Source organism: Acinetobacter sp. AS5 (genome assembly GCF_048957595.1).
Lineage (GTDB): Bacteria > Pseudomonadota > Gammaproteobacteria > Pseudomonadales > Moraxellaceae > Acinetobacter.
The window spans coordinates 1-11,582 of sequence record NZ_JARDAL010000069.1 but is presented as its reverse complement, the minus strand read 5'-3'; the positions used below and the strand labels follow the sequence as shown (position 1 = coordinate 11,582).

Annotated in this window: 15 protein-coding genes and 1 riboswitch; of the genes, 7 read left to right on the top strand and 8 right to left on the bottom strand. The window is 36.5% G+C overall.

Annotated elements, in window-relative coordinates:
• The 4 genes from PV763_RS16085 to PV763_RS16070 all read left to right on the top strand — a co-directional run.
• A partial coding sequence (locus tag PV763_RS16085) for a MobA/MobL family protein (RefSeq protein WP_420938203.1) occupies window positions 1-907 on the top strand: 907 nt, incomplete at its 5' end.
• Between the two features lie 612 nt (window positions 908-1,519).
• Window positions 1,520-2,470 carry a replication initiation protein RepM gene (gene repM, locus PV763_RS16080; protein WP_005225810.1) on the top strand — a complete coding sequence of 317 codons (951 nt, stop codon included), beginning with the start codon at window positions 1,520-1,522 and terminating at the stop codon, window positions 2,468-2,470.
• 60 nt (window positions 2,471-2,530) lie between these two features.
• Window positions 2,531-3,088 carry a plasmid replication DNA-binding protein gene (locus PV763_RS16075; RefSeq protein WP_240664393.1) on the top strand — a complete coding sequence of 186 codons (558 nt, stop codon included), beginning with the start codon at window positions 2,531-2,533 and terminating at the stop codon, window positions 3,086-3,088.
• A gap of 387 nt (window positions 3,089-3,475) precedes the next feature.
• Window positions 3,476-3,703 (top strand): hypothetical protein, encoded by a 228-nt coding sequence (locus tag PV763_RS16070; protein WP_000555568.1) that lies wholly within the window; start codon window positions 3,476-3,478, stop codon window positions 3,701-3,703.
• A 206-nt stretch (window positions 3,704-3,909) separates the two neighbouring features.
• On the opposite strand, the gene PV763_RS16065 is transcribed toward PV763_RS16070, so the two are convergent.
• Window positions 3,910-5,364: a SulP family inorganic anion transporter gene (locus PV763_RS16065; RefSeq protein ID WP_005225410.1), complete on the bottom strand. Its 1,455-nt coding sequence runs from the start codon at window positions 5,362-5,364 to the stop codon at window positions 3,910-3,912.
• A 252-nt stretch (window positions 5,365-5,616) separates the two neighbouring features.
• The gene (locus PV763_RS16060) at window positions 5,617-5,826 is read right to left on the bottom strand and encodes a hypothetical protein (RefSeq protein WP_004282305.1); all 210 of its coding nucleotides are present in this window, start codon (window positions 5,824-5,826) and stop codon (window positions 5,617-5,619) included.
• 198 nt (window positions 5,827-6,024) lie between these two features.
• A riboswitch (Fluoride riboswitch) is annotated at window positions 6,025-6,092 on the top strand.
• Between the two features lie 116 nt (window positions 6,093-6,208).
• Here PV763_RS16060 and crcB point away from each other — a divergent pair.
• On the top strand, window positions 6,209-6,589 hold the full coding sequence (gene crcB, locus PV763_RS16055; protein ID WP_005225409.1) for a fluoride efflux transporter CrcB: 381 nt from the start codon (window positions 6,209-6,211) through the stop codon (window positions 6,587-6,589).
• A 26-nt stretch (window positions 6,590-6,615) separates the two neighbouring features.
• On the top strand, window positions 6,616-7,140 hold the full coding sequence (ppa, locus tag PV763_RS16050) for an inorganic diphosphatase (RefSeq protein WP_005225406.1): 525 nt from the start codon (window positions 6,616-6,618) through the stop codon (window positions 7,138-7,140).
• A 506-nt stretch (window positions 7,141-7,646) separates the two neighbouring features.
• On the opposite strand, the gene nadS is transcribed toward ppa, so the two are convergent.
• The 6 genes from nadS to PV763_RS16020 all read right to left on the bottom strand — a co-directional run bounded on the left by nadS (window position 7,647) and on the right by PV763_RS16020 (window position 10,766).
• Window positions 7,647-7,919 (bottom strand): NadS family protein, encoded by a 273-nt coding sequence (gene nadS, locus PV763_RS16045; RefSeq protein WP_004896911.1) that lies wholly within the window; start codon window positions 7,917-7,919, stop codon window positions 7,647-7,649.
• On the bottom strand, window positions 7,912-8,232 hold the full coding sequence (locus PV763_RS16040; RefSeq protein WP_000897309.1) for a type II toxin-antitoxin system RelE/ParE family toxin: 321 nt from the start codon (window positions 8,230-8,232) through the stop codon (window positions 7,912-7,914). The genes nadS and PV763_RS16040 overlap by 8 nt, the downstream gene beginning before the upstream one ends.
• 179 nt (window positions 8,233-8,411) lie before the next feature.
• On the bottom strand, window positions 8,412-9,389 hold the full coding sequence (locus PV763_RS16035) for a TerC family protein (protein ID WP_004761028.1): 978 nt from the start codon (window positions 9,387-9,389) through the stop codon (window positions 8,412-8,414).
• A 253-nt stretch (window positions 9,390-9,642) separates the two neighbouring features.
• Window positions 9,643-10,143 carry a YqhA family protein gene (locus PV763_RS16030; protein ID WP_164543315.1) on the bottom strand — a complete coding sequence of 167 codons (501 nt, stop codon included), beginning with the start codon at window positions 10,141-10,143 and terminating at the stop codon, window positions 9,643-9,645.
• Window positions 10,144-10,350: 207 nt separating this feature from the next.
• Window positions 10,351-10,482 carry a hypothetical protein gene (locus PV763_RS16025; RefSeq protein ID WP_254894336.1) on the bottom strand — a complete coding sequence of 44 codons (132 nt, stop codon included), beginning with the start codon at window positions 10,480-10,482 and terminating at the stop codon, window positions 10,351-10,353.
• Window positions 10,483-10,499: 17 nt separating this feature from the next.
• Complete coding sequence (locus tag PV763_RS16020; protein WP_006581723.1) at window positions 10,500-10,766, bottom strand: hypothetical protein; 267 nt, start codon at window positions 10,764-10,766, stop codon at window positions 10,500-10,502.
• A gap of 209 nt (window positions 10,767-10,975) precedes the next feature.
• On the opposite strand from PV763_RS16020, the gene mobQ reads away from it, so the two are divergent.
• Window positions 10,976-11,582 (top strand): MobQ family relaxase (gene mobQ, locus PV763_RS16015; RefSeq protein ID WP_420938202.1); only part of this gene is annotated, 607 nt, incomplete at its 3' end.

Sequence of the window (11,582 nt, the reverse complement as noted above, 5' to 3'; positions counted from 1 at the left end):
CGATATCTGCAATATGCACCTGGACATGGCCGGATACACCGCCCGAGTCGACCACCGCAGCTACAAAGACCAGGAGAATGGCCTGGAAGCGACCCTGCACGAAGGACCGAAAGTCACCGAACTACGTAGAAAAGGCATCGAAACCGAAATCAGCCGAACCAATGATGAGATCAAAGAAAGAAATCAGGCTCAGCTGCAATACGGCAAAAATATGGACATGCTTATTGCTGAAAATGAGATCAAACTCAGCACATTGAAAACGGAACAACAGACTCAGATCGAAAATAGCGCTAAAACGCCACCAATTGACGAAAAAGCCCTGTTTGAGGAAAAACAGAGGGAAACCCTTGGCAAAGTACTAAAACGCGAAATCAGCGCAAAAGACGCGAATTTAGACCTGGATTTTATGCAGCGCAATCTCAAACAAGCCGAAATAAACCTGACCAAGCACCACAAACATCAAAATGAGTTCAATCAGCAGCTTGCTCAGGAGATCGTGAAAAGCGGACTCAAGCAAAGTCATGACAAATTGCAAAGCCTGGTCGATCAACACAACGAATTAACCCAGAACAAACCCTTACTGTTTGGAAAAAAAGCCTGGGAAGCCCAACGTGATGCGATTTACCAGGAACACAAAAAGCTGAAAGGTCAGCATGAACACCAGAAAAAACATGGTGTGAAAGATTTATTGGAAAATGAAAAGTTTAAAGAACATGCTTGGAAGCAGTACCAACAACAACATCAGGCCAAAGCCAAGCAATACCAGACTCTATACCCATCCTATCAAGTTATTAAGAAATGTGTGGATGAGATCAAAGCAGAACAACAGCTGAAACTCAGACAAGAACAACAGCTCAAAGCACAGCAACATGCACCTAAAATGAAATCTCGTGGCATGAGTCGCTAAACAGAGCGAGTGTCTACGAGCGAACTGAGAAAATTCGTCCATCCCTTTCCCTGATTACAAGCTCCCTATCCATTAATCACCTACCCTACAGAGCATCCCGCATGGGTGCGAACTTTCCAAGTTTGATTCCTAAATCGAGCGTAGCGAGAAAAAAAGCTCATGAGCGAAGCGAATTCCGAGCTGCTTTTGATCTTGCTTTTGCTTTTTCTCAAATTTAGGAAAATATGAATCAAAAATTGCCCCGACGAATCGAGCGAAAGCGAGATTCAATAGAGTTTGAGCGAAGCGAAAACCAAGGGCAATTTTCATGAATTTTCTTTTTTATTTTATATTTATAATATTTAATATTTGAAGCATTTTTTCTTTTTTGTTTTCAATATATTATGGTGGTATAAACATAGGTTTTATCCGTTTCAAACATAGGTTTTATCCGTATAAACATAGGTTTTATCCGTTTCAAACATAGGTTTTATCCGTTTCAAACATAGGTTTTATCCGCATAAACATAGGTTTTTATTTTACTATTTAAATGAGTATTGTTATGATGATTCCCTAAGTGAAAAATTTATCTAGATTTTGGTAAATCCATATAATGTTTATAGGGAAATAAGAATGAGCCGTTCAGAAAATTTAGACATGTCGATTCTTGTCTCTAAAGCAAATGATTTAGTAAAAGCTCATTATAAAATGACTGTTGTTGAGCATAGATTGTTCAATATCGCTTTATCAAAAATTCGTTCTAATAAGATTACATTAGATAATAATGTACCAATTACCATTTCAGCTCATGAATATGCAGATCTGTTTTCAGACACCATAGATGGCGGTTATAAAGCCCTTAGAACGGCTGTAGATACTTTATTTGAACGCCAGTTCACATTAGAGCGAGAAATCTCAAATACTAAAAAACACGTTAGAACATATAGATTTATTCAAATGAAGGGATATCTTGAAGGTGAAGCTAGAATTGAAATTCAATTTGCTAATGACGTCTTACCATTTGTAAGTGAGCTAGCTAATAAATTTACTCAAATTGATCTTCAACATACGGTTGATTTAAGCAGCCAATATGCCAATCGCTTATATGAAATTCTTAAAGAAGTGCAGAACTATAAAGAGCAAAAAGTTTTTCTAGAGTTGGACGATCTTCGATCTAGGTTCGGTATCGAAAATAAATATAAAACTATGTCAAATCTAAAAGACAATGTCCTGGACTTAGCTGTCACTCAAATAAATAAGAGCAAAGCCTGCGATATATATAACCTTCAATATACTAATAAGAAGGCAGGGAAAAAAATTATAGGATTTGAGTTTACCTATAAAATTAGAAAGCAACCAAAGAAGTCAGATATAGCTATACAACCTATAGTTTTAAAAATGACTGATTCGCAACGTTATCTTTTTGCTAATAAACTCTCTGAGCTTACCGAGATGAATAAATATTCTCAAGGTACAGAAAGTTACTCTCAATTTGCTGTTCGCATTGCCGAAATGTTGCAGGATCCACTTAAAATTGAAGAATTACTGCCATATCTAAAGAAAGTAGGATTTAATACAAAATAAACTTCATGTTCAGATTGGATGTTCACATGAACATCCTTGTACACGCACTGAGGGATTACATTGAACACAACAAAATTCAGCGTCATGGATGCAAGTAAAGCCTTTAAAAAATCACGTACAACAATATATGAGGCTTTAAAAAATGGTGAATTATCAAGAGATCATGATGGTCTTATAGACTTATCTGAACTTATCAGAGTTTATGGCAATCCAGTCGGTGTTCAGTCCAGTACACGTACTGAACAAGTTCAGAAGGATGTACAAGTACACGTTCAATCTGAGGTTGAAAGTGTATTAAAAGATCAAATTTCTTTACTCAAAAATCAGTTAGATTTAGCAAATCAAAGAGAAAAGTCTTTGATGCAACATATTGAAGATCTTACTCATAGAATTGAGTTTAAAGGCACCTTAGAACAGCCAAAACAAGAAAATATTAATAAACTAAATGAATCTACTAATTCGAATATAGCAACAGATCCTCGGCCACAGACCGAGTCAAACTATGACGAATTGACTACTCCTCAGAAAGACAATAAACGTATCCCTGTTCCAGAACACGTTGAGCCTGAACCAAAAAAAAGGGGTTTCCTGAGCCGTTTTTTTCTTCCTTATGGTTAGCCAGGACTCCAATTTTTTGATGGGCCAATTTCAGTGCAAGCACATGAAATAATGACTCACCAAAAAACCGGATGAGGTTTATTAAGACTGAATAAAACCGTGGAACATTGTTCAATATTTAAGCGTGGAACATGAATAATCAATAAAAAGCCGTTCTGGTGCCCTATACTCCAAAACGGCTTACTTTAATATACTGATATTTAAAGAGAAATATCAAGAATTTCGTATAAGGTGTATTATGTTATTTTTAGAAAAACTTAACTTAAATAGATAAATCTAATATATTATCTTTCTCACAATTTCATAAATATCAATTATCTAATAAGCTTTAAATTCTCTTACTAAGTCTTTATGGTGTTTTATCAGAAAGATACTATAGAGGGTAATATGCATAGTTTTTCTGTAAAAGAATTGGATCAGTTGATTGAAAATGATCTAAAGGAAAAGAAAAAATCCAGTAAGTTATTGATTGGATATAAACTATTTCATGATCTAATGAATGACCCTAAATTTCATGCAGAAGTGACAGATTCAGCCCTGAGTGCCACAAAACGAAAATATAAGAACCTCAAGATCAAGATTACGACGGATAAATATCAACTTCATTTTGAATAAAACATAAAAAAGAGAGCTGGCAGCTCTCTTTTTTATGATAGAAGTGTACTAGTGAGTACACTTCTATCATCTCCATTTTACATAATGTTCATTATGAATAGGTTTTACAATTTCATTAATTATCATATAGATATATTTTTTTGACTTCGTATAAGGTGTATTGTGTTAATTTTAGAGATTCTACATAAACGTAAAATCTCCTGCGCTTAGATTCTGGCATGTGTTCCATACTTATCAATCATGATAGAGCTGGCTTCATTTAAGCCACGCACAGTGACATTCACACCATTCTTTTGAAATTTTTTTACAACAGAATCAAGCATGGCGACTGATGTTACATCCCAAATGTGAGAATGGGTCAAATCAATAATCACATCCTTTACATCCTCTTTAAAGTCAAAACCTTGCATGAATTTTTCAGAAGAACTAAAGAAGATCTGACCTCTCAACTCATATAAACGGGCCATTCCTTCAAAAGATGCTGTCACCTGGATATCATTTTCAAGTTTATTCGCCAGGAACAAGGCTGAAAGTAATACGCCTGTTAACACACCCAAAGCCAGGTTATGCGTAGCAACAACTACAATCACCGTCGCAATCATGACGAAATTACTGCTCTTAGGATTATCTTTTAACTGAGTGACAGAACTCCATTCAAAGGTACTGATAGAGACCATTATCATTACCGCTACCAATGCAGCCATTGGAATCACTTTGAGCCAGTCACTGATAAATACAACCAGAATAAGAAGAAAAATGCCCGCAGAGAATGTTGATAAGCGTGTAAGGCCACCTGATTTTACGTTAATCATAGATTGACCAATCATTGCACAACCGGCCATGCCACCCATAAAGCCAGAAGCAATATTCGCAATCCCTTGTCCCTTACATTCCTGATATTTATCACTTGGCGTATCAGTCATTTCATCCACGATAGTTGCTGTCATCATCGATTCAAGTAAACCTACAGCCGCCAGTGCGACTGAATAAGGCAAAATAATCATCAATGTTTCAATATTCAAAGGAATATCTGGAATCAAGAACATTGGAAGTGTGTCAGGTAAAGACCCCATATCGCCCACGGTCCGGACATCAATTCCTAAAGCGATTGCCAATAATGTGATTGCAATGATGCAGACTAGTGGAGAAGGGAGTAATTTTCCTAATTTGGGAACCAGAGGGAATAGATAAATAATTGCTAAACCTAAAGCAACAAAAGCATATACATGCCAGGTCACATTAATCAGTTCAGGCAATTGAGCCATGAAAATTAAGATCGCTAACGCATTTACGAATCCAATAACCACAGATTTAGATACAAACCGCATTAACTTGGCGAGCTTTAAATAGCCTGCCAATATTTGAATCACGCCTGTCAAAATTGTTGCTGCCAGCAGATATTCAAGCCCATGCTCTTTGACCAATGTGACCATAAGCAGCGCCATTGCGCCAGTGGCTGCTGAAATCATGGCAGGACGACCACCTACGAAAGAAATCACGACGGCAATACAGAAGGATGCGTATAGACCAACTTTAGGATCTACACCTGCAATAATTGAAAATGCGATGGCTTCAGGGATGAGTGCAAGACCGACGACTAATCCGGCAAGTACATCCCCACGGATGTTAGAGAACCACTGTTCTCGGACATTAGATAACATAAACATAGCCTGTTTTTTAATTTTTCAGATAGGCTAGTGATGTGATATATACAACACACAAGCGACTACACCACATCACTAGCTAGACAGTGATGAGTTATTTACAGATTTAAGAAGGTAAATAAACTTAAGGTGGCGTAGGTGTCATAAGATGAAGAAACTTTTTAGAGTAAAAAAATCAGGACAAGGGTAACAGCTAGGTACTTTTTTATAAAGCCTGGATGTATATCCAAGCTTTGTTTAATCTGTATTTTATGAAGCTTTTAGCTCCCCAAGTAATTGACCTATTTCCAAACGTGTGTAGCCGCGTTCTTTAAAGATCAAAACAATAGCCTGTTTATAATCTTCAGAAATAGCCGTTTTATATTTATTAATTAATTGCAGCTCAGCATTAAGCTGGAGATCATTTTTGATCGTCAATACTTCCGTAGAGACTTTATTAAAAATCTTGAAATTAAACATACAGGTGCTCTTTATCAATATTGTAGCGGCCCGACTACAAAAAACACCTGCCTCAGCTTAGCTGGACACCCTTTCCAAAAAGATTATAGAAAAAATGAAAAGTTTCAAGTTTTACTAAACTAAAGATAAAAAAGTATCAAACTTACGTATTTTAATAATAGAAGGTTGTTGAATTAGCTAATCAATTTTTAAATAATAGTACTCAAAGGAGATGGCTATCCTCCTTACACAAACCGCCAATTCTGGCTGATGATACCTACGTTTCCCTCAAGCAGGGTACGTAGTCGCGTGCTCTGCTTTTACAAAATGGAGCTACGCTATGTTTTCCCGTCATAAAGTTCTTTATTTATATATCTTTTGCTGCTCATAACTAGGAGCAGACATGTATCTTTCTCTTTTATCAATTGCTCTCGGTTCTGTAATCGGTGCCTGGCTTCGTTGGGGCATAAGTCTAAGATTTAATAGCGTATTTGAAAATATTCCTTTCGGGACAGTGATTGTTAACTTAATCGGTGCTTTTATTATTGGATTAGCTGTATCATTTTTTTCAAATAGCTCAATAAGCCCTAATTATAAGTTATTCGTTGTGACAGGCTTCTGCGGTGCTTTAACGACCTTTTCAACATTTTCAGTTGAAATTGTTGCGTTGCTACAAGCTTCAAAGTTTGAATATGCTATCTCAACAATAGCCATCCATGTAATAGGTTCATTAATCTTTACAGTACTAGGAATACTTTCCTATCAATTTTTCACTAATCATTAATAATCTAAATATTAGAAGGTAAAACAATGAGTTTTAAAAATGTTAAAGCAGGTACTAATCCACCAGATGACTTTAATAGCATCATCGAAATCCCGGCAAATGCTAAACCCATCAAGTATGAAGTGAATAAAGAATATGATGCTTTATTGGTTGATCGCTTTCTAAGTACAGCAATGTCATATCCGTACAATTACGGTTATATTCCTCAAACATTAAGCGAGGATGGTGATCCCTTAGATGTATTTGTAATAGCTCCCCATGCGGTTGCTGTAGGATCAGTAATTCGCAGCAGACCTGTCGGAGTCATGTATATGGAAGATGAAGCCGGTATTGATGCAAAGATCATTGCTGTACCTCATTCTAAGCTCACACCTCTATATAACAATGTTGAAGATCTGAGCGACCTCCCTCAGCTTCAATTAGATCAAATGAAACATTTCTTTGAACATTATAAAGACTTGGAAAAAGGTAAATGGATGAAATTTAATGGTTGGGGCAATGTAGAAGAAGCCAGACAGGAGATTCTAAAATCTATCCAAGCATACAAATAATTTAGATAAAAGGGACCCAAATCTGAGGTCCCTTTTTATGCTATTTAACATAATGGCGGTTATACGAAGTACACTTGTATATGAGTATAAAAATCAATCACTTAAAATTTTAACCCTGATCACCAAATGCACAAAAAGTGGCTTTTGTAATAAGTTGGTGAGTTTTTAAGCGGATCTGTAACATTTTGCCAGTAAATTTGATCAAAAAATAATCAATTTGGTAGACAAAACCCATTTCATCAGCTTCCTGGCTTTGAAATTATCCCCAATTGCTGTGGATAAAATTTAGGCTATTTTGTACGCTTAGGCTTACGTTAATTCCGGTTCTTTGCGGCTACCCGGAATACTGGAATTTTCCTATGATGGGTACATAGAGAACAGGATGTTCCAAATAACAAGAACAAGAAAGATCGCACCAGGAACGTGAGGTAAGACAGGAGTCATACCTAGCAACCCAATATGAAAAACCCCGGCAGGATGCCGGGGTTTTTTACTATCTAAACTTCTTAAATTAGAGTTGGATGAGCATCCAGGATACGAATTAAGGTTGCTGCAGGACCAGTCGGGTAACGACGGCCTTGTTCCCAGTTTTGCAGGGTTCTCGCACTGATATGCAAACGTGCAGCAAACTCTGCTTGGGTTAAGCCAGTTTTCTCACGTACTTCCTTAATATCTGGCAATTCAAGCTCAGTTACCCGGCTTGCTTTCATTTCATTGCGTTTGATGGCACCAGCTTCTTTGATTGAAGCAACCAAGTCATCAAATAAGTTGTTATCCATGAAATTGCTCCTTCACTAATTGACGCAAAATAGAGGTCTCTTTGTCTGTCAGGTTATCTTTCACAGACTTTGGATAAGCCACCAGGAAAAAGATCTGATCATCCTCTGTGACCCAATAATAGATCACCCGGATACCACCACTTTTACCTTTATTGCCTTGAGCACAGCGTACTTTACGAATTCCACCGCCATTCTTGATTAAGTCGCCCTTATCAGGCTGTACCAAGAGATCTTGCTGGAGCTGACGATACTCTTCATCACTCACAAGCTCTTTAATTTGCTTGGTAAAAATACTGGTTTCAATGAATAACATAGGTTGGAGTACGTCAATGGCGTATAAGAAGTTTAGCAGTTCTAGAATGAAAAAACGAGAGCAGTAGGCTCTCGTTTCGCATAATCCGTATTATGTTAATTTTAGGAAAACTTATAATCAGAATAATTAACAGCCACTGTTTTATTGGTAGCTATTAATTATTTAAAGGATTGTAATTTTTACCTATGAGTACTTTGATCTTTTGTTTTCCAAAGAGAGTATAGAATTCCTGTAAACAAGATGATGAACGTGATCGAAAGGGAGACTGGCGGTGGAATTTTTGCTATACCTAATCCATCAGCTATAAAAATTTTTGATCCAATAAAGACTAACAATACTGCTAATGCGTACTTCAAATAATGGAAGCGGTCGACCATTGCTGATAGGGCAAAATATAAAGCACGTAATCCCAAAATTGCGAAAATATTTGAAGTATAAACAATAAATGGATCTGTCGTAATCGCAAAAATCGCAGGAACACTATCTATTGCAAAGATCAGATCTACAAATTCAATCATGATCAAGGCTAGAAAAAGTGGTGTCATAAACCAGGTTAATTGGTTAGTTTTTGGATCAATCTTTTTCACCCAGAACTTCTCTGCATGAAGCTGCTCAGTGACACGAAATCTTTTTTTAATAAAGTTCAAAATAGGAGAATTTCCGACTTCATATTCTTTATCAACACTTAGCCACATTTTTATCCCTGTAAAAATAAGAAAGGCTGCAAATATATAAAGAACCCATGAAAATTGGCTGACCAGTGTTGCGCCCACGCCAATCATGATAGCTCTTAGAAAAATTACACCTATAATTCCCCAAAATAAGACTCTATGCTGATAAATTCTTGGTATCGAGAAATATGAAAAAATCATTGCAATGACAAAGATATTATCCATCGCTAATGATTTTTCAATTACAAAACCGGTTACATAGTTAATCCCTGCCGTGGGTCCGAGATACCACCACACCCATGCGCCGAAAAGTAAACCTAATGTAATATAAAATGCTGATAGTGCTAAGCTTTCTTTAACACCAATCTCTCTTACCTTACGATGAAATACTCCAAGATCTAGAATAAGCAGGACAAGTACAATAAGGATAAAGAAAATCCACATCCAAACAGGTTTATCTAAAAAATTCGAAAATAGAACGTCCATAGTTTTCCTCTGCTTATACTAAGAATATTGGATCATTTTTTGGTTTTTTTCTTATGGAAAAACCAAGCATGCAGATTTTTTGATTAAAGAAAGAGTGCAGTATTTCTATTTGAAGCTGCAATCTTTGACGCAATTTTGAGTTTAGTGAAGTTTGAATCAGACATTTTTTCTCAATACATGACGATCTCTAATCTTAACTTCAATTAAATGCTCAAATAAAAGAGTAATTATAAATGAGTCCTTGCGATTTAAGTTATTCATCGTCTTTGTGATGATCATTATCGAATAGCTTACAAGTAAAAATTATTGCTAATATGACTAGGCTAGAAGAAATACCAGCATATAAGTTGGCTAAAGTTCCACCAAAAACAACAAGATCTTCTAAAAACAAGATGACTATAACTACAATAGATACATGTAATATAATAACTTTTAGATCATGAAACTTATTAATTGATAGTGTCTTAAAAAAAGAACTATTGTCAAAAATAGCTTGTTGAATAAATAATTTATAAAAACCTGCTGAAATTAAATGAAATGTAATAGCAATTAACGAGACATCGAGGATTTTTAAAAATTTAACAACAACTATTTTTACTTCAAAATTAGTTGCATATATATTTTTTATAATAAAAATTATTGCATCAATTAGAAGATATATAGTTGATAAATATAAAAAAATAGAAGATATTATGCAATTTATAATAACTATAATAACTAAAAATCTACTCTTTTCAAAAAAATTTTGTAGCACTTGATAACATCCCTTAAAATGAGGCTTTGTTGCATAAATATGTAAGCATCTGATTTAAATAAATTTAATTTTGGATCAAAAAATAATCAAAACTTTTAAAATCATATAGTTATGATATCTTTGTGCAACAAAGCCGTCCAGTACTGGAAACTACATCATAACCTCTCTGATTAACTGAATCAGCTAATTGTCCTAAGGTCATCATAGCTACATAAAGTTCCCAATTCTTCCTGTTAAATGCCTTAATTCTGCAATAGGCATTCCCCAAGAGAGTTCTTTTTCAAACCATTCAATAGATTCACCTAAAGACTTAATAATATCGAATTGGCTCAATGCCATGATTGATTTCCTATCACTTATAAATTAAAGAGCTTACGATCACGTTCATCAGTCAAATACTTGTCCATCTGTGCAATCAATTTTGCCCGGGCCTGTTCATCTTCTTCAGTGATTTTTAGCATACAAGATCCGATTAGAATTTTGCGTCTAGTATCATCTTTACGAGCCTGTTCTTTCTCTTTAGCACGTTCTCTTGCAAGTGCTGCCTGTCTTTGAGCTTTAAGCTGTTTCAGCTTTTCTTCCTGGGCTTTAATTTTGCTGTCTAGTGTTTCAGTAACGCTCATTAATCCAATACCATCATCCTGGGAAACCATCCCTAACATAAGCGCACTTGAATATGCATTCAAGGTGCTATATGTATAGTAATGTTTTCCTCGAAGAGCGCACTTATGCAAACTTCGTTTGCAAGTCCGATTGGGGACTCCCCAATACCCCGACAACCGTATACACGGTTGTATTTCACTATGTGAAAATTTAAAAGCGAAAAACAGGCATGGCGATTTACCACTTTTCAGTCAAAACCGTAGCACGATCAGCAGGGCGTTCCGCTACTGCTGCGATTGCCTATCGGGCAGGTGAAAAGATCTATTGTGAACGTGAGGGCCGAGAACATGATTACAGCCGAAAAACAGGTGTGGAATATAAAGAAATTTATTTACCCGAAGGCGCACCAAAGCATTTAAAAAACCGGGAAAGACTCTGGAACGAAGTTGAACAACGGGAAACCCGAAAAAACTCGACAGTTGCCCGAGAATTTGAAATCGCTTTTCCAAGTGAATTAAATCAGGAACAACGCCTGGCCATGCTCGAAGAGCTATGCGCCAGTATCGTGGACAGACATCAGGTGGCCGTCGATGCCTGTATCCATGCACCGCATACCGGATCCGGCAGCGATGAACGCAATTATCACGCCCATATCCTGATGAGCACACGCAAGCTCACTCCCGAAGGTTTTACTGAGAAAACCCGGGAACTGGATCAGAAACACAGTGGAGAAATCGAGCACTGGCGCGAACACTTTGCCGATATCTGCAATATGCACCTGGACATGGCCGGATACACCGCCCGAGTCGACCACCGCAGCTACAAAGACCAGGAGA